The organism is Streptomyces sp. Y2F8-2, assembly GCF_014905555.1.
Lineage (GTDB): Bacteria > Actinomycetota > Actinomycetes > Streptomycetales > Streptomycetaceae > Streptomyces > Streptomyces cynarae.
The window spans coordinates 396,151-415,558 of sequence record NZ_BNGS01000007.1; the positions used below are offsets into that span (position 1 = coordinate 396,151).

Below are 19,408 nucleotides of genomic sequence, written 5' to 3' on the forward strand. Positions count from 1 at the left end.
GCGGATGCGAATGGGGGACGGCCCGTGTCCGAAGAGCCGGGCAGTGAACGTGTGATCGCCGGGCGCTACCGTCTGCTGTCCCCCCTCGGCGAGGGCGGCATGGGGACGGTCTGGCGGGCCCGTGACGAGGTCCTGCACCGCGAGGTCGCCGTCAAGGAGGTGCGCGCACCGGCCGGGCTTCCCTCGCCCGAGGTACAGCGCATGTACACCCGGCTGGAGCGGGAGGCCTGGGCGGCGGCCCGGGTGGCGAACCGGAACGTGGTGACGGTCTACGACGTGGCCCACCAGGACGGCCGCCCCTGGATCGTGATGGAACTGGTCCGCGGCATCGCCCTGTCGGACCTGCTGGACGCGGAGGGCCCGCTCTCCGCGCAGCGGGCCGCGCACATCGGCGCCGAGGTGCTGGCGGCCCTGCGCGCCGCGCACGCCGCCGGGGTGCTGCACCGCGATGTGAAACCGGCCAACGTGCTGCTGGCGAACGACGGCCGGGTGGTCCTCACGGACTTCGGGATCGCCATGGTCGAGGGCAGTAGCGCGCTGACCATGACCGGCGAGGTCATCGGCTCCCCCGAGTTCCTCGCTCCGGAGCGGGCGCTCGGGCGTACGCCCGGCCCGGAGTCCGACCTGTGGTCGCTCGGTGTGCTGCTGTACGCGGCGGTCGAGGGCAACTCGCCGTTCCGGCACGACACTCCGCTGAGCACGCTCCGCGCGGTCGTCGACGAGGAGCTGCCGCCGCCGCGCCGCGCGGGCCCGTTGGCCCCGGTGATCGAGGGGCTGCTGCGCAAGGACCCGGCCGAGCGGATCCCGGCCGACCGGGCCGAGCGGGACCTGCGGATCGTCGCGGCGGGTGGCACCCCGCGCACGGGTGCCGCCGCTTACACGCCGACGGTCGCGGCGTTCCCGAGTCCGGCGGAGCCGCCCACCGGCCCGCTTCCGCCGCCGGCCGCCACCCGGCCGGCGCCCGCACCCGCGTACGCCGCTCCGTCCGGGCCGCCGCCCCGCAACCGCCGGGCCGGCATCGTGCTGGTCGCGGGCCTGGCCGCGCTCGTCCTGGCGGTGGCGGGGCTGACGTACGCGCTGGTGAACCGGAACGGCACGGGCGGTACCAACAGCGGGGCCACGCATGGCAGCACGGTCAGCGGCGGGCTTCCGAGCAGCCCGGAGGCGAGCACGAGTACGTCGCGGGCCGCTTCCCCCACCCGCGGGACCTCGACCGGCGGCGGCAGCGGGGGCGGTCGTACGACGAGCCCGCCCGCCCAGTCGGTCCAGGTGACGGTCACGGGCACGCACACCGACTACGCGGGGGCCTGTCCGCCGCCGGACGCGAAGGCGCCCACGTTCACGGCGACGTTCACCGTGGGCAGGGTTCCGGTCGATGTGTCCTACCGCTGGGTCACCAAGACGGGGCAGGTCTCGGACCCGGGCTGGAAGACGCTGTCGTTCGCGGCGGGTGACGCGAAGACCAAGCAGCGGCAGGTCATCGTCACCACGTACGAGGAGGGCGGTTCCGTGCACAACGCGATCGGCGTGGAGGTGCGCAGCCCGGTCGGGGTCACGTCCGAGTCGGTGCCGTTCTCGGTGACCTGTGATGCGGAGACCCCGTCGGGCGGGGCCTCCCCCTCTTCCTCGTGAGGTTCGTGACCGTCGGGTTCTTCGTGGGGTTCGTGACCGTCAGGCCGCGCCGGTGAGCACCGGCAGGTAGCCGCCGGACTGGCCGGCCGCGGTCGGGTGGTACGACTGGCCGATGTTCAGCCAGTCGACGCTGTGCAGCCAGGAGTCGCCCGAGCAGATCTCGTGGCCGCTGAAGGTCGTGCGGACGTCGCCGAAGGTGAAGCCGTGGTCGGCGGCGCGCTTGGCGATGGCGGCGTCCAGGTAGTCGGCGGCGCCGTTGATCGCCGACCGCTTGGTTCCGGACAGTCCCAGGCAGGTGGTGCCGAGCTGGTAGAAGCGGGGGTAGCCCAGCACGACCACGTGGGCCGAGGGGGCCTTGGTGCGGATCGCCGAGTAGACGGTGTCCAGTCGGCCGGGCAGGGTCGAGTCGACGTACGCCTTCGCCGTGGCGATCCGGGAGAGGCAGGCGCTGTCGGACTGGAGCACACAGGTCGTCATGACGTCGGAGAAGCCGGCGTCGTTGCCGCCGATGGTGATCGAGACGAGCCCGGTGGAGGCGCTGAGGGTGCCGAGCTGATTGTTCAGCACATCGGTGGTCTTGGCGCCGGAGCAGGCCATGAAGCTGAACGAGGCGGGTGCGTGGGCGGCCTGCCACAGGTACGGATAGGCCTTCGTGCTGCGGTTGCAGTCGCCGCTGGAGCTGATGTAGCTGCCGGAGCCGACACCGGAGGAGTAGGAGTCGCCGAGCGCCACATACCCGGTGGCCGCGGCGAGGGGGGACGCCTGCGCCGCGGCGGCCCCGGTGAGGGCGAGGCCGAGGGCGAGGAGGAGCGAACTCATAAAGGCCGCATATCGGGAACGTCTCATGGAACCTCCCTTTAGCAGGATCTCTGCCACAACCGGCATAGCAGCTACGCGTGTTGACAGGAAGTGTCCATGCCAAGACTTTTCGGGGCCCTCCTCAATCACCCCCACAGAACGGATGTTTGAAGCGGGCCGAGAACCTGCGCGGGCGGTTTTCGCATCTTGACGCCCTCCCGCTCGCTGCGCGACATTGAAGCCCGGCATCCGGCGCTTCGGGGGGCAAAGTCGCCAATGCAGACCTTAGGTATCAAGCCACCTTCATCTGAGGGAGACGAGCGGCCGGGGCAGGGTCCGGGGAGGGACCTGTTTCCGGTGCTCGAGGGCGCGGCCGTCGCGGTGGCGGCGGTCGGCGCGATCCTCGCGCTGAGCGGCTCCGACTCACCGCTGCGCGGCCCGTTCACTCTGTTCTTCCTGCTCGCCGCGCCGGCGACGGCCGTGGGAGCAGCCCTGAGGGGGCTGAAACCCTGTCCCCGCACAGTGGTGTCCATGGCGGGAGCATGCGCGATCGACCTTCTGGTCGCCCAGGGCATGCTGGCGGTACACCGGTGGTCCGTCACCGGCGGGATCGTCGCGGTGACCGTGATCAGCACCCTCGCCCTCGTGCCGGTCCTGGTACGGCGGCACCTCGGCCGCGCGGCACGAACTCGGGGCTGACGACGTGGACATCGGCGCGCACCGCCCCGGCGAGCCCACACGGGCCGACCGCGGGGCGTGGACGACTCCGCCGACGACGCCGAAGTCTCCGCCCCGGATGGAACACAAGAACTCCCTGAAGGCACGGGAACGTTTCACGCCCAAGGGGTGGGTGACACCTTGTCACCCTGCCGTGTTCGGACACGGGGCCCGTCGCGCCCCGGTCCGGGCGCCGCGCGATGCGGTGCTGTCGCGGCCGGAACTCTTCGAGTCGGCCTATCGGACACTCAAACGGATCGGACAAATCCGTTCGAGGAGTTCAGTTACGTCCATACCAACAAAAACGCGGACCTTGTCGTAGGTCTTGCCATATCGACGCAATCGTCAATACCGTCATACACCAACCCGCATCGGTCCATCATCATGCGGTCCAGGGGAGGGCTCAGGTACCGCGATGGTTCCCGGCGCGGGGGCGCGGTAGGGGGGTGCCGTGCTCGGCGACCTGAGAGGTCGTACGAGTCGTGCCGCGCGACCGGCCGCCGTTTCCCGGCGGACGGTCAGCTTTGCCAGCTCACCGGGCATGCACGGAGATCCGTGTCGCATGCCGTCGGTGAGAACCCCCCTTTCGAACCGGACACAGAGCCGGACCGTCCAGGGGCGGACGGTCCGACCGGACGAGAGGGACAAGACTCATGAGTTCTGTTCTGCGCCCTGCCTTTTCGGACCAAGGTCCGTTAGCGCAGGGGAAGTACCGGCCGATCTCCTCTCACCTGGCCATCGCGCCGCCGGTGAGCGTGGTGATTCCCGCCATGAACGAGGCGGAGAATCTCCCCTACGTCTTCAAGACCCTTCCGGACTGGATTCACGAAGTGGTTCTTGTGGACGGCAATTCCACCGACAACACCGTGGAGGTGGCGCGCGAGCTGTGGCCTGACGTGAAGGTCGTCGAGCAGCGGGGCAAGGGCAAGGGCGACGCCCTGATCACCGGCTTCTCGGCGTGCACGGGCGACATCATCGTGATGGTCGACGCGGACGGCTCGGCGGACGGTCAGGAGATCGTCAGCTATGTCTCAGCGCTGGTGTCCGGGGCCGACTTCGCGAAGGGCTCGCGGTTCGCGAACGGCGGCGGCACCTCCGACATGACGCCGATCCGCAAGCTGGGCAACCGGGTGCTGTGCGCGATCGTCAACGCCAAGTTCGGCGCCCGCTACACCGACCTGTGCTACGGCTACAACGCGTTCTGGCGGCACTGCCTGGACAAGATCGACCTCGACTGCACCGGTTTCGAGGTCGAGACGCTGATGAACATCCGGGTGGTCAAGGCCGGCCTGAAAGTGCAGGAGATACCCAGCCACGAGTACCTCCGCATCCACGGCACCAGCAATCTGAGCGCGGTGCGCGACGGGCTCCGGGTGCTGAAGGTGATCCTCAAGGAGCGCTCGAACCGGCGTGCGCTGCGCCGCCGTCCGCGCGCCGTTGCGCTCAACTCCGGTCAGGGAGAGCTGTCTTGAGAGATCCGGACATCTCCGTGGTCATCTGCGTCTACACCGAGGACCGCTGGGAGGACATCCTCGCGGCGGTCGCCTCGGTGCGGGCGCAGTCCCGGCCGGCGCGCGAGACGCTGCTGGTCGTGGACCACAACGAGACCCTGCTGGAGAGGCTGACCCGGGAATACAAACAGGCCCAGGAGGACGGATCGGTCCGGGTGCTCGCCAACGCGGGGCCCCGCGGCCTGTCCGCGGGTCGCAACACCGGGATCGCCGCCTCGCAGGGGGAGGTCATCGCCTTCCTGGACGACGACGCGGTGGCCGAACGGGACTGGCTGAAGCACTTCGCCGAAGGATACGAGGACCCGCGGGTCATGGCCGTCGGCGGCCGTACGATGCCGATCTGGGCGTCGGGCCGCCGCCCGGCCTGGTTCCCGGAGGAGTTCGACTGGGTGGTGGGCTGTACGTACAGGGGGCTGCCGCCCGGCCGGGTCCGGGTGCGCAACGTCCTCGGCGGCAACGCCTCGTTCCGCCGCAGCGCGTTCGACGCGGCGGGCGGCTTCGCCACGGGCATCGGACGCGACGGCGACAAGCATCCCCTCGGCTGCGAGGAGACGGAGCTGTGCATCCGCCTCACCCGGGCCAGGCCCGATGCGATCCTGCTGATCGACGACCGGGCGGTGATCCACCACCGGGTACCGCAGCCGCGCGAGCACTTCGCGTACTTCCGCACCCGCACCTACGCCGAGGGCCTGTCCAAGGCGCTCGTGGCCCGCAGCGTCGGTGCCGAGAAGGGCCTGGAGTCGGAACGCCGCTACACCACCCGGGTGCTGCCCGCCGGGGTGGGCCGCGGCCTGCGCGACGCGCTGCTGGCCCGCCCGGGGGGCGCGGGCCGGGCGGGTGCGATCGTCGCCGGGGTGCTCACGGCGGCCGGCGGGTACCTGGTCGGGAGCGTCCGGGCGCGCAGGAGCGGCGCGACCTTCGCCGTGGCCGGCATCCCGGACGATGAGGGGGCGGCCGCATGAGCGACCAGCCCGTGCCGATCCTCATGTACCACTCGGTGGCGACGGCGCCCAACGAGGCGACACGTGCGCTGTCGGTGGCGCCCGAGGCGTTCCGCGAGCAGATGGCCCTGCTCGCCGACCTCAAGTTCACGCCCGTCACCACGTCCGACCTGGCGAGGAGCTGGCGGGAGAGCGGCCCCCTGCCCGAGCGGCCCGTCCTCATCACCTTCGACGACGGCTACGAAGGCGTGCACCGGCACGCACTGCCCGTGCTCGCGCGGCACGGCTTCGCCTCCACGCTGTTCGTCTCCACCGGGTGGATACGGGGCGCCCACGACACCGGCGGCGGCCTGGACACCATGCTCGACTGGCACCAGGTCCGCGACCTCGTGGACGCCGGGGTCGAGATCGGCGGGCACAGCCACACGCACCCGCAGCTCGACCAGCTCCCCGACGACGCGCTCTGGTTCGAGCTGCTGCGCTGCAAGGAGATCATCGCCGACGAACTCGGCGCCCGCCCGGTGTCGTTCGCCTACCCGTACGGCTACTCCAGCCGCCGGGTGCGCCGCATCGTGCGCGACGCGGGCTTCGGTCAGTCGCTCGCCGTGGGAAACGCTCTCGCACGCCGCCGCCAGGGCCCGTACGCGCTGCAGCGGGTCACCGTGCGCCGCACCACCGGTGTCGAGGAGTTCGAGCGGCTCGTCCAGGGCCGTGCGATCACCCGCACCTTCGCCAGGGACCGCGCCCTGACCAAGGGGTACGCCATGGTCCGAAGAGCACGCCAGGTCCGCCGGAAGGCCATCCGTTCCCGTGTCTGACACGACCACCACAACCCAGGCCGGTGAGGCCACGACCGCGGAAACCGGGCAGCCGTCGGGCCGCCGGCTCCGCCTGCCCGGAAGGGGCGGCGTCCCAGGAGGCGGCAACCAGCTGTTCCGCAACGCCTACGCGCTGATGCTCAACACCGGGATCTCCGCGGTGCTGGGCCTCGGCTACTGGCTGGTCGCCGCCCGCTACTACTCCGACGCCGCGGTCGGCCAGGGCTCGGCCGCGATCGCCGCGATGAAGCTGCTCGCCGGGCTCACCGCGGTCACGCTCACAGGTGCCCTGGCCCGCTTCATACCGGTCGCGGGACGCGCCACCGGGCGCCTCATCCTCCGTACCTACGCGGGCAGTTCGCTCGTCGTGGCGATCGCCGCGGGCCTGTTCCTGCTGACGCTGGACCTGTGGGGGCCGTCGTACCGCTTCCTGCACGGTCCCGGCCCCGCTCTGGTCTTCGTGGTGGCCGTGGTCTCCTGGAACCTGCTCACGCTCCAGGACGGTGTGCTGACCGGGCTGCGCAGCGCGCTGTGGGTGCCGGTGGGCAACACCGTCTTCTCCGCGGTGAAGCTGCTGCTGCTCGTCGGTCTCGCGGTGGCGATCCCGATGCTGGGTGTCTTCGTCTCCTGGGTCGCGGCCATCGCCACGTCCGTGGTGCCGCTCGGCTGGCTGGTGTTCCGGCGCCTGGTGCCGCGGCACGTCAGGGCGACCGAGGACCACGCCAGTCCGCCGTCACTGAAAGAGATCGGGCGGTTCCTGGCCGGCGACTACACCGGCTCGCTGTTCTCGCTGGCCGTGGTCTACCTGGTGCCGGTGATCGTGGCCTCGCAGGTCAGCGCCGCGGACAACGCGTACTTCTACATCACCACCACCATCGGCGGTACGACCAACCTGCTCGCCATCAACATGGGCGCCTCGCTCACCGTCGAGGGCTCGCACGACCCGGCGCGACTCGCCGCCAACACCCGGGCGGCGCTGAAGCGCATGGTCCGGATCATGCTGCCGGTGTGCGGGCTGCTGTTCCTGGGCGCGCCCGTCATCCTGCACGTCTTCGGCGACGGCTACGCGCACGCGGCGACCCCGCTGCTGCGCTGGTTCGCGGTCGGCGCGCTGCTGCGGGTCGTGATGGAGACGTACTTCGCGGTGCTGCGCGCCCAGAGCCGTACCTCCGGGCTCGCCTACCTCCAGGGCCTGCTGTGCGTCCTGGTGCTCGGACTGACCGTCCTTCTGCTGCCCCGTATGGGGCTGACCGGGGCGGGCGTCGCGGAGATCTCCAGCCTGTCGGTGATCGTGGCGATCGCCGCACCGAAGCTGCTCAAGATCGTGCGCACGGCCCCGGCGGACGCGGTGCCCGAGGACGCGGCACCGGACGGGGACCTCGCCGACCTCGAGGTCCCCAAGCCGAGGAACGGCCCGTCCTGGGCGAAGAAGCTGGACGCGGACACGCTGGCGCTCGGCGTCCACGTGGACTTCGACCACCAGGAACGCAGGCCGGACGTGCGGCGGGGGCCGGGGACCCCACCAGCTGGAACATCGGTGCCCCCCAGCGCCCCCGAAAGGGCGCGGGGAACCGCGCCACCAGCCGCGGACGACCCGCCGTCCAAGCACAGCGGGACCTCCCTCATCGGGCCGATTCTGTTGGGCTGTCTGCTCGTGTCCGCCCTGCTGCTCTACTGGGTACCCGCGCTGAGCCTCGACGACGGTTCTCTGGACCGTATGGGCGGCCTCGGCCTGATCTCGGTACTGCCGCTGCCGACTCTGCTCGGTGCAGCCCTCCTCGTCGTGGTCTTCGCCGCCCTGCTCTGGCGCGCCCGCGAGCACAAGGTCCTGCTGCTGGCCACCCTGGTGACCACCGTCGTGTCGCTGCACGCGCTGCCCGCCGTGATCGAGACCGAGCCGCGGTTCCCGACGGCCTGGCAGCACCTCGGCTTCCTCGACTACATCGACCGAACCGGGTCGGCCGTGCCGTTCCTGGACGCCCGCTGGAGCTGGCCGGGGTTCTTCGCGGTGGCCGCGTTCGTCGCCAAGGCCTGCGGGGTCACCGACCTGACCGAGGTCATCCGCTGGTGGCCGCTGACCATCCAGCTGCTCTACCTGGCGCCGATGTTCCTGCTGGTCCGCTCGATGCGGGCGAGCTGGCGCGCCAAGTGGACCGGTATCTGGATCTTCGTGCTCAGCGGCTGGGTCGGCCAGGACTACTTCTCCCCGCAGGGCTTCACCTATCTGTTCTATCTCGCCTTCGTGGCGATCCTGCTGGTCTGGTTCCGCGCGCCGCGCGTGCTCTGGACCAGGCGGCGCCCCGGCGAGGCCGAGGTGGAGCCCACCAGCCGCGGGCAACGCGCCGTGCTGCTCATGGTGCTGATCGCGCTGTATGCGGCGAGCGTCCCGGCCCACCAGCTCACCCCGTTCATGATGCTGGGCGTGCTCGCGGTGCTCGTCCTGGTGGGCCGCTGCGAACTGCGTGGTCTGCCGGTCCTGTTCGCGGTGCTGGTCATGTTCTGGTTGGGCTTCATGGCGGAGCCGTACTGGTCCGGGCACTTCGACGAACTGTTCGGCGGCGTCGGCGGCGTCGGCAGCAATGTGTCGACGTCCGTCTCCGGCCGTATCCAGGGCGGCGACTCGACGCACAAGCTGGTGCTGTACACGCGCGTGCTGCTGGCCGGCGTCGTGATGGCGTTCGCCTGCTGGGGCTGGTGGCGGCGGCGCGAGCACAAGTACCGGGAGCGGTCGCTGCTGGTGCTCACCTTCGTCCCGTTCCTGGGCTTCGGCATGCAGTCCTACGGCGGCGAGATGGCGCTGCGCGTGTTCATGTTCGCGGTGCCGGGCGCGGCCCTGCTCTGCGCGCTCGCGCTCTTCCCGCGCACCGGCGTGACGGCCGGGGAGCGGGACAAGGACCGGGCGAGCCTCGCCCCGCTCGCCGCCCTGATGGCGGGCCTGCTGCTGATGGGCGGCTTCCTGGTGGCCCGCTGGGGCAATGAGCCGTTCGAGCGGATCCGCCCCGGCGAGGTCGCGGCCATGGACTATGTGTACGCGCACGACGAGCCGACGGTACGGCTGCTGTGGCTGAGCAACGACACGGTCAACGACGTGACACCGGCGATGCCGTGGGGCGCCAAGGACATGGAGAAGGTGAACTATGTGCCGACCTTGGCGCCCACCGATCCGGTCCTGGTGTCGGGCCTGGTCAAGTCGCTCAAGGACGCGGGCCCCCATTCGTACCTCATGATCAATCGCAGCCAGGTGACGTATCTCCAGATGGACGTGGGCTACTCGGCGACCTGGGAGTCCCGGCTCATCAAGAATCTGGACGACCGCCAGGAGCTGAAGAAGGTCCTGGTCAACGAGGACGTGACCCTGTACGCGCTGCGCAAGCAGCCCGCCGGCGAGGTCCCGCAGCCGCACCCGGGCCCGATCGGCCCGCGGGTGACCTGGACGCCGTGGTCGGTGGTCGGGGGGCTCGCTGCCGTGGCGCTGGTGCTCATGCTGACGGCGCGGGAGCTGGTGCGGGTCGCGGTACGGCCGGGCGTACGGCAGCTGCGGGTGCTGCAGTCCAGCTTCTGGTTCTCGCTGCCGCTGCTGGCGGTGCTGCTGGCCTCGCTGGTGCAGCGGTTCCTGACCATGGGAAAGGGCTGAGGCGCACACGGCCTGCGGAGGCGTACGGGAGGACGGGGCACACGGAGGGACGGGCGTACGAGGTGAAGCGGCTCAGCGCGTGAGCCACTTCACCTCGTACGCCTTCATGTCGAACCGCTTGCCGTCGACCTGGGCGCTGATCGCGCGGCCCAGGGTGTTCACCACCAGCACGGCCTTGTCGGTGGCGAGGACGCGGACGTTCGGGACGTCGTCCGGGGCCACCGTCACCGTCCGGTACGCGGTGCCGGGCGGGAACTCCTTGGAGAAGCGGGACACCAGGCCGTACATCGGCAGGGCCCGGCCGCCCTCGGCGGTGTCGGTCGGCGTCCACAGACAGCCCGGGCAGTCGGTGCCCTTCTCATCCTCCGGGTTCCAGTAGAAGCCCGAGGACGCGCCGCCTTTGATCAGGGCGATCATCCCGGCGGCCTGGACGGCGACGCGGCGGTCCTCGCTCCAGCCCCTGCGCTCGTCATTGCCGTCGGCGGGCTCGACGTAGTACTCGGCCCACCACAGCGGCAGGCCGCGGGTCTGCCGGCGCACCCACGCGCCGACGGCGGTGAACTTGTCGGTCGCGGCGAACTCGTTCGGAAGCAGCTCGTCGTCGTTGGTGTAGCTGGAGCCGTCCACGACGACGAAGTCGGCGCCCGCCTTGTGCGTGTTCCAGTAGGTGAAGGCGTCGACGATCCGCTGGTCCATGGCGCCCCAGGGGCCGCGCAGGGCGGTGGAGGCGTTCTCCTTCTGCCGCGGGTCGACGCTGTCCATGACGAGGTACGGGCCGCCCACCATGATCTTGGGGTCGACCTGCTTGAGCGCCTTGTGGACCAGGTTGTACAGCTCGGTGTAGCCCTCGTAGTCCCAGCGGGCCTTGGAGTCGTTCCAGAAGCCCTTGAACTCGTTCCAGACGATGAAGTGGCGCACGTCCGGATAGCGCCTGGCGACGGTCGCGGCGAGGGCGGCGTAGTCCTTGAAGTGCTCGGGCCTCGGAGCGGTCTCGAGGGCGGTCTGGCTCCAGTCGGTGTTGTCCGCGCCCGCCTTGCCGCCCTTCATCCAGTCCGGGGCGCAGCACAGGGTGACGACCGGGGTGCCGCCGGTCTTGCGGACGAAGTCGATACGGCGGTCCATCGCCGCGAAGTCGTAACGGCCCTCGACCGGTTCCGGGTTGTCGGCGCCCCACCCCATGATGGCCTGGTTCTGCGGCAGCCCGGCCCCGGACAGCAGCCCCTCGACGCGCTCGGTGGCGGCACCGCTGCCCTGGTCGGCGCTGTACTGGGTGTGGGTGAAGCCCCAGCCGACGTCAGGTTTCGTCACCTGGGGCGGGGTGGCGGGGGTGCCGTGCACCTTGTCGCCGTCGCGTGTCGTGCCTCTGGTGCTCGCGCCGTTCCCGGTCAGTGTGCTGATCAAGGTGATCACCAGGGCCAGAGCGGCCGCGGCCACGCCGAGCAGTGCGGTGAGTCGCCACCGCCGTTCCCCCGAATTCCACCCATGACGTCCCATCAGGGGCCACACTAACGGCGCTCCTTGGGCCGCGGACAGATTGCGGCGTGCGACAGCCAGGTAACGGCACGTACCGGAAGGGGCCGATCCGGTGGGTATACACCAGGCAAAAGCGACACATGCGGCGCACCACGGAAAGCGGATGCAGCAGGCGGCCCCGTGACGGATCATGGCGGCATGCCTGCGAACCCATACGACGCTCTGCCGGTCCGGCTCAACGTCGACGACAGCGACTCCCCCTCCGACGTCGTCGACGCGCTGTTCCTCGGCCGCTTCGCGACGGGCGAGCAGCCCTACTCCCACGCCGCGAACATCGACCGGGTACGGTCCGGGGCCACACTCCTGCCGCCGGGCGCCCGGGTGCTGCGGGTCGCCCGCGACGACGACCGCAGCGCGACGCTCGCCGAGGGCGACGGCTGGACGCTGCTGGTGTCCCGCTGGAACCGCGGCGCGGACGTCACGGTGACCGCGACCAGCGCCGAGCTGGCGGAGAAGGTGCTGGGCGAGGCCACGGACGGCGCGGCCGACGAGCCGGAGCCGCAGCCGGAGAACGTGACGATGGGGTTCTGGTACGTCTCGCCGCGGCGCGGCCCGCACCGTACGACACGGCAGATCTCGGCGGGCACCTGGGAGGAGGTGCGCCCGAACTACACGGCGCCGGTGGCGGACGCCATGGACCGGCTGATGAAGACGACCCCTCAGGACATCGCGGGCCGTCTGCTGCTGCTCCACGGCCCGCCGGGCACGGGCAAGACCTCGGCGCTGCGGACGCTGGCCCGCTCGTGGCGGGACTGGTGCCAGGTGGACTGCGTCCTGGACCCGGAGCGGCTCTTCAGCGACGTCGGCTATCTGATGGACATCGCGATCGGCGAGGAGGACACGGCGGGCAAGGGCCGCTGGCGGCTGCTCCTGCTGGAGGACTGCGACGAACTGATCCGCGGTGAGGCGAAGCACACGGCGGGCCAGGCCCTGTCGCGCCTGCTGAACCTGACGGACGGACTGCTGGGACAGGGCCGCAACGTGCTGGTGGGCGTGACGACGAACGAGGACCTGGAGCGCCTGCACCCGGCCGTCGTCCGGCCCGGCCGCTGCCTGGCCCGTATCGAGGTCGGCCCGCTCACCCGCACGGAGGCGGTGAGCTGGCTGGGCCGCGAGGAGGGCGTGGGCCGCGAGGGGGCGACGCTGGCGGAGCTGTACGCGCTGCGGCGGGGCACGTCCCCGGCGTCGGTGCCGGACCAGCGGGCGGTGGCGGGCGCGGGGCTGTACCTGTAGGGGCGCGACCCCCACAGCGGGCACCACCCCTGGAGCGGGCCACGACCGGCGCCTCGACGGCCACCGGTGCTTTGATGGACTTATGACCCTGTTCGTCGGCACGTCGGGGTGGCAGTACCGGGACTGGCGGGACGTCCTCTACCCGGCGGACGTCCCCATGCGGCTGTGGCTGGAGGAGTACGCGACGCGGTTCGCCACGGTCGAGATCAACAACGCGTTCTACCGGCTGCCGACGCGGGAGACGTTCGAGGCCTGGCGGCAACGGGTGCCGGCGGACTTCGTGGTGGCGGTGAAGGCGAGCCGCTATCTGACGCACATCAAGCGGCTCAAGGAGCCCGAGGAGCCGGTGCACCGTCTGATGAGCCACGCGGCCGGACTCGGCGACCGCCTGGGCCCGGTCCTGCTCCAGCTCCCGCCCACCCTGCGCGCCGATCCGGCACTCCTGGACGACTGCCTCGCCTGTTTCCCGCCCGGCACCCGGGTCGCGGTCGAGCCACGCCACGACTCCTGGTGGACACCCGAGGTGCGCGCGGTGCTGGAGGCGCGGGGCGCCGCCCTGTGCTGGGCCGACGTGCTGTCCCGCCCGGTCACCCCGCTGTGGCGCACCACGGACTGGGGTTACATCCGCTTCCACACGGGGCGGGCCCGCCCGTGGCCCCGCTACGGCCGCCGGTCCCTGACGACGTGGGTCCAGCGGATCGGGGCGGTGTGGCCGGACGAGGGGGACGTCTACGCCTACTTCAACAACGACCCGCACGCGGCGGCGGTCCTGGACGCGACGGTGTTCGCTCGGTTGGCGACCACGGCGGGCATGCGGGTGACACGCACGCCTCGAAAGCTGCCCGCGCCCGCCACGGGTACGGCGACGTGACCGTCTCCCGCCGCAGCGGTGCGTCCCCTCGTGCCTCCCCCCTTTCCGTCGCAACGGCGACCAGTCACGACGGCGGAGACCGGGACCCCCGCCGTCAAGGCAGTGGGGGAGGTGCCGAGCCCTCCCCCGCCAGCCGGGGGACCCGACAGGCAGCCGACCGCACTGGTCAACCCCCGTAAGCCGCCCGCAGGGCGTCGCGCACGGCTGCCAACGCCGCGTCCTCGCCCAGCCCCAGCCGCCGCGCCCTTTCGGCGTAGGCGGAGGCGGCGGCCGCCGCCTCTCGCTCCGCGGCCGAGCCGGCGGCAGCCACGAACGTTCCGTTGCGCCCCCGCGTCTCGATCACCCCGTCCTCCTCCAGCGCCCGGTACGCCTTCGCCACCGTGTTCGCCGCGAGGCCGAGGGACTCGGCCAGCCCCCGGACGGTCGGCAGCCGGTACCCCACCGGCAGCACCCCCGCCCGGGCCTGCTCGGAGATCTGCGCCCGCACCTGTTCGTACGGCGGCGCGCTCCCATCGATGTGGATCTTCAAGGTCACGGCCCGATTGTCCCGCACCCACCGGAAAATGAGAGGCACCCCCGCGCCCGGTCCGGATACCGTGCGCCCCCATGACAGTGATCGTGCGCGACCTCCGTCCCGACGTACGAGCCGACGCCGAGGGCTTCGCCCGGGTCCGGCGCCTCGCCCTCCCCTTCATCCTGTTCACCCCGGAGTCCATCGCCTACGACGCCGCCCACATGCATCCCGACGCCCACTACCGCCCGCTCGTGGCCGAGGAGGACGGCGAGATCATCGGCACGGCCCAGGTTCACCTCGCCCATGAGAGCCGGGAGCCCGGCCAGGGCAACCTCAACGTCTACGTGCATCCCGGACGCACCCGCCGCGGCGCCGGCTCGCTCCTCGTCCGCGCCGCCGAGGAGTACCTGGCCTCCGTGGGCGCCACCAGGCTCTTCGCCTGGGTCCTGGACGAGCCCGGCAACCGCGCCTTCGCGGAACGGCACGGCTACAGGAGCAGCCGCTCCGCGCACTTCCTCCGCCTGGATCTGGCGAACGGCACCCTGCCCCCGCTCCAGGACCCCCCGCCGGGCGTCGAGCTGCGCACCGGCGCGGACTTCGCGGACGACCCTCGCCCCCTGTTCGAACTGGACGCGGAGACGATGTCCGACGAGCCGAGCGACATCGCATACGAGTTCACGGACTTCGAGGCCTGGCTCGAGGAGACCTGGCGCCACCCCCTCTTCAGCCCCGAGCTGACGTCGGTGGCGGTGGTCGACGGCCGCCCCGCCGCGTTCAGCGCGGCCCGCACCGACGGCGGCACCCGCTACGGCACCGTGATGACCGGCACGGCCCGCGCCTTCCGCGGCCGGGGCCTCGCCAAGCTCGCCAAGAACCACTCCCTGCACCGCGCCCGCGCCGCCGGGTACACGGAGGCGTTCACGGGCAACGACGTGGGCAACGGCCCGATGATCGCGATCAACAAGTGGTTCGGCTACGAGATCTGCGGCACGGAGGTGCGCCATGTCCGCGAACTCGGCTGAGACGGCGGCTCCGGTGGACGTCGTCCTGGTCAAGGCGGGCCGTACGAAGATCCGTTACAAGGGAGAGCTCGTGGCCGACGACGGCAACCGGATCGCCGTACGCGCTCCCTGGGCGGGCGACGGCGTCCGCGACTTCGGCTTCGTACGGTTCGAGCCCGGTGACGTCTTCACCGAGTACTACTGGCGCGACCGGTGGTACGCGGTGAAGGAGGTCAGGGACGCGCAGGGCACGCTCAAGGGCTGGTACTGCGACATCACCCGCCCCGCCACGGTCTCGGGCTCCGAAGTCGTCGTGGAGGACCTCGACCTGGACCTGTGGCGCTCGGCGGACGGCACGGCCGTGCTGCGCCTGGACGAGGACGAGTTCGCGGCGAGCGGCCTGGCGAGCAGGGACCCGGAGGCCGCGGCGGCCGCCGTGAGCGCCCTGGACGAGCTCGAACTCCTGGCCGGGGAGGGAAACTTCGAGGCTCTGCTGCACTGACCCGCATGCGCTGACCCGCATCGGGCCGCCCGCACCGAGCCGCCCGTCAGACGACCGCCACCACCGCATACCGCCCGTCAGACGACCGCCACCACCGCATACCGCTCGTCGTCCACCTCCCTCCCCCACAGCCGGGCGTCGTCCGACAGCCGCTCGAGACGTACGTCCCGGGCGAGAGGCGCGAGGAGAGCGGTCAGGCGGTCGGCGGGTATGCCGACCGGGCTCACCGTCCCCCACACGCCCTCCACCAGTACCAGGCGGCCTGCCGGGCGCAGCAGTCCCCGCCAGTGGCGCAGTACGCGGCCGGGGTCGGGCAGGGTCCACAGCACATGGCGGACGAGGACGGCGTCGAAGAGCTGTTCGCCGACCGGCGGCGTCGCCGCGTCGCCGACGAGGAACACCGCGTCGCGGCCGGCGAGCTTGGCGCGGGCACGCGCGACCATGGCCGGCGACAGGTCGACCCCTGTCACGCGGTGCCCCTGCTCGGCGGCGAGCAGTGCCAGGCTGCCGGTGCCGCAGCCGAGGTCCAGGACGTCGCCGGCCCGCCGCGGCAGCCACGTACCCAGCCGGGCGGCCCACGCCTCGCGCACGGCGGGGTCGCGCAGTCCGTGGTCCGGTTCGGCGTCGAAGGTGGCGGCCTCGGCGTCCCAGTCCACGCCGGGTCCGGTGCCCGCGGAGGTTTGGGCTCCGCTGTTCCTGGCCATGTTCCTGGTCATGTCCGTGTTGATGTCCCGGTTCATGACGCCAGGGTGACAGCCGCCACTGACAGTCGAATCGTGACAGCCGCCACAGACATACCTCGACCGATGAGGAACCCTCGCCGAAAGGGTCTACCTCCGCGCGAACGCGGAACCCGGTAGGCACAAGGAGGCAGCCATGCGCCGAGTGACCGTGCACAAGCCCCTGAAGAGGACCGACTCCCGCCGGACGCGCGAGGAAGCCGACGAGCGCCCCACGGAGCGCCCGGAGGTCCGCAAGGACATCGCCCGCGTCTGGTGGCCGGACGGCTGACCCGGGGCGCCTCCGACCATCACGCACCGCGGCCGGGCATCCGTTCTGCCCGACCAGAGGCTGATGCCCCTCAGTCCAGCCGCTTGCGGTAGTGGACGCGGTCGTACGGCCCGTCGACACGGCGCTCCACGACCTCGTATCCGTACTTCGGGTAGATCGTCTGGTTCTCCCACATCAGCGCGTTCGTATAGAGCCTGACCTCGGGCAGGCCGAGCGCACGCGCGTGTGCGTCCACGAAGGCGAGCAACCGGCGCCCCACGCCCCGGCCCTGGGCGCCGGGGTGCACGGCGATGCTGTCGAGGAAGAGATGGTCCTCGAACGCCTCCACCACCACAAGGCCGTTCACGGGCTGTCCCGTCACGAACACCCGCCCCGCGGCCACGTCGTCCGCGTGGTCCGCCTCCATGGGCTTGGGCACCACTCCGATGCGCGCGATGTAGTGGTGGTACGCGGCCTCCGTCACGGCCCGTACGGCCGGTACGTCGGCGGTGAGGGCCGGCCTGATCCCCTCGGTCGTACCGGCGTCTTCCATGGCATCTGTCATGGGCCGAACGGTACTTACCTGATCGCTGGCTCAGCACCCCCTTAACGGGACCATAAGGATCTCCACCACCCGCCCCGAACAGGCGGTTTCACGGCTTCCTGCGGCTAGCTTGCTGTTCGCCCCTCACTCCGGGACCTGTCCGGCGGCTCAGGCCGGACAGGCCCCGGCGGCGCTTCAGCTGAACACCGACGCGCAGGTGGTGGCGGTGGCGTGGGCCGGGTCGAGGGCGTTGGCCGCCTCGTGGAAGGCGATCCGGTCGGACAGCCCGATCATCACGTGCTCCGAGAGGTCCACCCCGCACAGGTCCTGCAACAGCACGTTGTGGACGTCGGATCCGCTCAGGAACTGGGAGCGGTACGGCGTGACCACCTCGTCGTACTTGGTGGCGATGACCGTGTAATGGACGCCGGCCACGGTGTCGCCTCCCGCGTTGAGCTTGGTGAGGAAGGCGGACCCGGCGACCTGGTCGGCGAGCCCGGGCGTGGCCGCGGAGAGAAGGTCCTGGGCGCCGGGGAAGTACGGCAGCAGGTTGGTGAGTCCGTCCAGGGTGGTGCCGTGGTTGTCGGGCGCGATGCCGACGAGGGTGTTCACCTTGGCGGCGCCGCCGAGGAACTTGAGGTAGTAGCGGGGCATCATGCCGCCCTGGGAGTGGCCGACGACGTCGACCTTGGCGGCGCCGGTCGCGGCGAGCACCTTGTCGACGAAGACGGACAGTTGCTGCGCGGACTGGTCGATGGGTCCGAGGCCGTGGAAGAGCGGGACGCCTGAGAGTTGGCCGTAGTCGAGGGAGAAGACGCAGTAGCCGCGGTCCTCCAGGTAGGGGGCGAAGGCCAGCCAGTTGTCGACCGAGTTCGCGAAGGTCCCGTGGACGAGGACGACCGGGCGGGGGTGGGCGGCGGACGGCTTGCAGGAGTAGTCGTTCCAGCCGGTGCTGGGGGCGGCGGCCTCGGCGGTGGCGGCGGGGACGAAGGCGACCGCGGCGGTCAGTGCCAGCGCGGCAAGCGGTCTGATCAGGCGTTTCCAGGGCAGCATCGGGTGATCTCCTTGCGGCTCAGGGGAGAAGCGATGACCTTGCGCCCTGTGATCCGGATCACGGGATGCTGTTCACTCGTCAAGTTACGAACGAGTAGGTGACAAGTGAAGTTACGCGTCAGTAAAAACTTCCAGTGACAACTGACCGCGGCGGCGATTCCTGGTAATGCCCTGAACGTATGCGGCGACTCGTCACCAGACGGGTTTGATCGGCCCATAGGGCGCGATACGCAGCAACTGGCGCTGCAAGGACCGGATTTCACGCTCCCCGAGCAGTTCCACCCATGGCCGCACGGCCTCCGCCGCGGCCTCCTCGGCGGCCCGCGTACAGGCCCACCCGCGCTCGGTCAGCACGATCAGCCGCGCCCGCGCGTCCTCGGGGTGCGGCCGCCGCTCGGCGTACCCCTTGCGCACGATCTCCTCGACGAGCTGACTGGCCGCCTGCTTGGTCACCCCGAGATGGGCGGCCAGCTCGGTGACGGTCGCTCCGTCCGGCGCGAGTCGCGCGAACGCGAAACCGTGCGCCGGGCGCAGCCCGTCGAAGCCGCGCGCCGTGACGCCGTCATGGATGCGTTGCGTCAGCTCGCCCGCGACGGCGAGCAGGGCGGCGGACAGGGCCATGGCCTCGGAGTTCTGCACGGAAGCATTGAAACACCCTTGACTTGACGGTCAAGCCGGTTGACCATATGGGCGGTACAGATAGTCAAGTAACTTGACCAAGGTACGCCTGGAGGCACCCATGCCCGTCGTCCGCTCCTCCCAAGCCGTCACCCACGAGATGCACGGCGCCCGCTTCGTCTCGCATGCCACTTCCCTGAGCGGGAGCAAGGAACTGTGCGCCTGGCGCGGCGAGATCCCCGCCGGGACCCGCGCTCCCCTCCACACCGTGAACCGGGAGGAGATCTTCCATCTGCTCAGCGGGGAGCTGCTGATCACGCTTGACGGTCAGGCCGAGCGGATCACCGCGGGCGACACGGTGATCATCAACCCCGGCGTGACCGTCGGTGTGGAGAACCCCACGGACGAGGTCGCCGTCTCCTGGGTCACCACCTCCATCGGTCTGGAGGCGGTGCTCGCGGACGGCACGCGTATCACACCTCCGTGGGCGAGTTGAGC

19 protein-coding genes are annotated in these 19,408 nt (G+C 71.0%); 12 read left to right on the forward strand and 7 right to left on the reverse strand.

The genetic code is table 11. The features are described 5' to 3' along the window. The first annotated feature begins 24 nt into the window (after positions 1-24). Positions 25-1,632 carry a serine/threonine-protein kinase gene (locus SY2F82_RS25035; protein ID WP_200421416.1) on the forward strand — a complete coding sequence of 536 codons (1,608 nt, stop codon included), beginning with the start codon at positions 25-27 and terminating at the stop codon, positions 1,630-1,632. A 39-nt stretch (positions 1,633-1,671) separates the two neighbouring features. On the opposite strand, the gene SY2F82_RS25040 is transcribed toward SY2F82_RS25035, so the two are convergent. Continuing rightward, entirely contained in the window at positions 1,672-2,478 is an 807-nt protein-coding gene (locus SY2F82_RS25040) for an SGNH/GDSL hydrolase family protein (protein WP_200421417.1), read from the reverse strand. A gap of 309 nt (positions 2,479-2,787) precedes the next feature. Here SY2F82_RS25040 and SY2F82_RS25045 point away from each other — a divergent pair, with 309 nt between their 5' ends. From SY2F82_RS25045 to SY2F82_RS25065, 5 genes are all read left to right on the forward strand, one after another. Beyond that, entirely contained in the window at positions 2,788-3,129 is a 342-nt protein-coding gene (locus SY2F82_RS25045; RefSeq protein WP_308437788.1) for a hypothetical protein, read from the forward strand. Between the two features lie 671 nt (positions 3,130-3,800). Further along, positions 3,801-4,619 (forward strand): glycosyltransferase family 2 protein, encoded by an 819-nt coding sequence (locus SY2F82_RS25050; RefSeq protein WP_200421419.1) that lies wholly within the window; start codon positions 3,801-3,803, stop codon positions 4,617-4,619. Continuing rightward, positions 4,616-5,620 (forward strand): glycosyltransferase family 2 protein, encoded by a 1,005-nt coding sequence (locus SY2F82_RS25055; protein ID WP_200421420.1) that lies wholly within the window; start codon positions 4,616-4,618, stop codon positions 5,618-5,620. Before SY2F82_RS25050 ends, SY2F82_RS25055 begins: the two co-directional genes overlap by 4 nt. Further along, positions 5,617-6,417, forward strand: coding sequence for a polysaccharide deacetylase family protein (locus SY2F82_RS25060; protein WP_200421421.1), 801 nt, complete (start codon positions 5,617-5,619; stop codon positions 6,415-6,417). The genes SY2F82_RS25055 and SY2F82_RS25060 overlap by 4 nt, the downstream gene beginning before the upstream one ends. Continuing rightward, positions 6,410-10,051 (forward strand): lipopolysaccharide biosynthesis protein, encoded by a 3,642-nt coding sequence (locus SY2F82_RS25065; RefSeq protein ID WP_200421422.1) that lies wholly within the window; start codon positions 6,410-6,412, stop codon positions 10,049-10,051. Before SY2F82_RS25060 ends, SY2F82_RS25065 begins: the two co-directional genes overlap by 8 nt. Before the next feature lie 72 nt (positions 10,052-10,123). Here SY2F82_RS25065 and SY2F82_RS25070 read toward each other — a convergent pair whose 3' ends face one another. Further along, entirely contained in the window at positions 10,124-11,545 is a 1,422-nt protein-coding gene (locus SY2F82_RS25070) for a xylan 1,4-beta-xylosidase (protein WP_200421423.1), read from the reverse strand. A gap of 177 nt (positions 11,546-11,722) precedes the next feature. Here SY2F82_RS25070 and SY2F82_RS25075 point away from each other — a divergent pair, with 177 nt between their 5' ends. Together SY2F82_RS25075 and SY2F82_RS25080 are read left to right on the forward strand one after the other, a co-directional pair. Further along, entirely contained in the window at positions 11,723-12,817 is a 1,095-nt protein-coding gene (locus SY2F82_RS25075; protein ID WP_200421424.1) for a DUF5925 domain-containing protein, read from the forward strand. 82 nt (positions 12,818-12,899) lie between these two features. Then, on the forward strand, positions 12,900-13,688 hold the full coding sequence (locus SY2F82_RS25080; protein ID WP_200421425.1) for a DUF72 domain-containing protein: 789 nt from the start codon (positions 12,900-12,902) through the stop codon (positions 13,686-13,688). 166 nt (positions 13,689-13,854) lie between these two features. On the opposite strand, the gene SY2F82_RS25085 is transcribed toward SY2F82_RS25080, so the two are convergent. Further along, positions 13,855-14,223, reverse strand: a complete 369-nt coding sequence (locus SY2F82_RS25085) for a GntR family transcriptional regulator (protein ID WP_200421426.1) — start codon at positions 14,221-14,223, stop codon at positions 13,855-13,857. 71 nt (positions 14,224-14,294) lie between these two features. Between SY2F82_RS25085 and SY2F82_RS25090 the strand changes: the two genes are divergently transcribed. After that, positions 14,295-15,224, forward strand: coding sequence for a GNAT family N-acetyltransferase (locus SY2F82_RS25090; protein ID WP_200421427.1), 930 nt, complete (start codon positions 14,295-14,297; stop codon positions 15,222-15,224). Then, a complete protein-coding gene (locus SY2F82_RS25095) occupies positions 15,205-15,705 on the forward strand; it encodes a DUF402 domain-containing protein (RefSeq protein WP_200421428.1) in 501 nt (166 codons plus the stop codon). The genes SY2F82_RS25090 and SY2F82_RS25095 overlap by 20 nt, the downstream gene beginning before the upstream one ends. A gap of 77 nt (positions 15,706-15,782) precedes the next feature. On the opposite strand, the gene SY2F82_RS25100 is transcribed toward SY2F82_RS25095, so the two are convergent. Further along, a complete protein-coding gene (locus tag SY2F82_RS25100; protein WP_200421509.1) occupies positions 15,783-16,409 on the reverse strand; it encodes a bifunctional 2-polyprenyl-6-hydroxyphenol methylase/3-demethylubiquinol 3-O-methyltransferase UbiG in 627 nt (208 codons plus the stop codon). A 172-nt stretch (positions 16,410-16,581) separates the two neighbouring features. Between SY2F82_RS25100 and SY2F82_RS39545 the strand changes: the two genes are divergently transcribed. Then, positions 16,582-16,716, forward strand: coding sequence for a hypothetical protein (locus SY2F82_RS39545; protein ID WP_263229127.1), 135 nt, complete (start codon positions 16,582-16,584; stop codon positions 16,714-16,716). Between the two features lie 70 nt (positions 16,717-16,786). On the opposite strand, the gene SY2F82_RS25105 is transcribed toward SY2F82_RS39545, so the two are convergent. From SY2F82_RS25105 to SY2F82_RS25115, 3 genes are all read right to left on the reverse strand, one after another. Next, positions 16,787-17,260 (reverse strand): GNAT family N-acetyltransferase, encoded by a 474-nt coding sequence (locus SY2F82_RS25105; RefSeq protein ID WP_236041771.1) that lies wholly within the window; start codon positions 17,258-17,260, stop codon positions 16,787-16,789. Positions 17,261-17,434: 174 nt separating this feature from the next. Then, on the reverse strand, positions 17,435-18,292 hold the full coding sequence (locus SY2F82_RS25110; RefSeq protein ID WP_200421429.1) for a triacylglycerol lipase: 858 nt from the start codon (positions 18,290-18,292) through the stop codon (positions 17,435-17,437). 192 nt (positions 18,293-18,484) lie between these two features. After that, positions 18,485-18,931: a MarR family winged helix-turn-helix transcriptional regulator gene (locus SY2F82_RS25115; protein ID WP_200421430.1), complete on the reverse strand. Its 447-nt coding sequence runs from the start codon at positions 18,929-18,931 to the stop codon at positions 18,485-18,487. Positions 18,932-19,031: 100 nt separating this feature from the next. On the opposite strand from SY2F82_RS25115, the gene SY2F82_RS25120 reads away from it, so the two are divergent. Next, positions 19,032-19,406: a cupin domain-containing protein gene (locus tag SY2F82_RS25120; protein ID WP_200421511.1), complete on the forward strand. Its 375-nt coding sequence runs from the start codon at positions 19,032-19,034 to the stop codon at positions 19,404-19,406. Positions 19,407-19,408: the final 2 nt, after the last annotated feature.

What these genes read in the sequence shown, in the direction of transcription:
- SY2F82_RS25070 (WP_200421423.1), bottom strand. Translation starts at nt 11,545, where the DNA reads ATGGGACGTCATGGGTGGAATTCGGGGGAACGGCGGTGGCGACTCACC.
- SY2F82_RS25095 (WP_200421428.1), top strand. Translation starts at nt 15,205, where the DNA reads ATGTCCGCGAACTCGGCTGAGACGGCGGCTCCGGTGGACGTCGTCCTG.
- SY2F82_RS39545 (WP_263229127.1), top strand. Translation starts at nt 16,582, where the DNA reads ATGCGCCGAGTGACCGTGCACAAGCCCCTGAAGAGGACCGACTCCCGC.
- SY2F82_RS25040 (WP_200421417.1), bottom strand. Translation starts at nt 2,478, where the DNA reads ATGAGACGTTCCCGATATGCGGCCTTTATGAGTTCGCTCCTCCTCGCC.
- SY2F82_RS25110 (WP_200421429.1), bottom strand. Translation starts at nt 18,292, where the DNA reads ATGCTGCCCTGGAAACGCCTGATCAGACCGCTTGCCGCGCTGGCACTG.
- SY2F82_RS25050 (WP_200421419.1), top strand. Translation starts at nt 3,801, where the DNA reads ATGAGTTCTGTTCTGCGCCCTGCCTTTTCGGACCAAGGTCCGTTAGCG.
- SY2F82_RS25120 (WP_200421511.1), top strand. Translation starts at nt 19,032, where the DNA reads ATGCCCGTCGTCCGCTCCTCCCAAGCCGTCACCCACGAGATGCACGGC.
- SY2F82_RS25105 (WP_236041771.1), bottom strand. Translation starts at nt 17,260, where the DNA reads ATGACAGATGCCATGGAAGACGCCGGTACGACCGAGGGGATCAGGCCG.
- SY2F82_RS25075 (WP_200421424.1), top strand. Translation starts at nt 11,723, where the DNA reads ATGCCTGCGAACCCATACGACGCTCTGCCGGTCCGGCTCAACGTCGAC.
- SY2F82_RS25060 (WP_200421421.1), top strand. Translation starts at nt 5,617, where the DNA reads ATGAGCGACCAGCCCGTGCCGATCCTCATGTACCACTCGGTGGCGACG.
- SY2F82_RS25080 (WP_200421425.1), top strand. Translation starts at nt 12,900, where the DNA reads ATGACCCTGTTCGTCGGCACGTCGGGGTGGCAGTACCGGGACTGGCGG.
- SY2F82_RS25090 (WP_200421427.1), top strand. Translation starts at nt 14,295, where the DNA reads ATGACAGTGATCGTGCGCGACCTCCGTCCCGACGTACGAGCCGACGCC.
- SY2F82_RS25100 (WP_200421509.1), bottom strand. Translation starts at nt 16,409, where the DNA reads ATGGCCAGGAACAGCGGAGCCCAAACCTCCGCGGGCACCGGACCCGGC.